The 728-nt window shown below is 42.4% G+C and carries 1 protein-coding gene; it reads right to left on the reverse strand.

The window, feature by feature from the left end; all coding sequences use genetic code 11:
- Positions 1 to 187: 187 nt before the first annotated feature.
- Positions 188 to 728, reverse strand: a 541-nt coding sequence (locus R7E78_RS26430; protein ID WP_318058650.1) for a cation transporter, incomplete at its 5' end; no start/stop codon positions are given.

Here is a 728-nt window from a genome sequence, read left to right on the forward strand (position 1 = left end):
GACAAAACATCTGCTCCAATGAGCATTTTCCAGTACGTAAACCGCTCAATTGGCCGAGTAGACTTCAAAGATCTAGCTTGAACCACAAAGAAAAACCGCCGTTACTGGCGGTTTTTTCATTTTCGTAAAGACTGAACACTCAATTTACGTGCTTTATGATAGAAATACCTGACTTTTGCTTCGTGTTCTAACAATTCGCTACGTTTAAGTTCAGTTGCAGTTTGAATCTGTGCTTCGACAGACGCGTGGTTAGCTGTTTTCGAGTTTGTTCAAGAGTGTCGAGTTCAATCATGTCATCATCAACGTGTAGATCAATGTTCACGCGAAGCTCTTGACCAACCTTCGTTATACCAGCCAGTTTTAGCTGATGGTCAGATACTTTTTCAATTTCTAAAACGTCGTTACCAACAACCTGACAAAGCTCTTTGCTTGGTGTCATCATTAGTAACTCACGTAATGCGCCACACAACATATCAAATGGTACTTTTAGGAAGTAGAAGCCCATAAGTAGCATCATCATTGGGTCCGCGTAGACTGCGTAATGCGCGAATGGGGTAAGAGATACTAGCCATGCAGCGATAAAACCAACAGTAACTGCCACGCTTAATAGCGTATCCATTTGCCATTGTTTTTTCTCCGCATCGATCAGACCTGATGAGAAACGACGACTTTTTTTCGCCATAAACCACCAAGCGTAACCACAACCGATAACGTTCACGAGACCAAAG

The organism is Vibrio sp. YT-19(2023) (assembly GCF_033337395.1).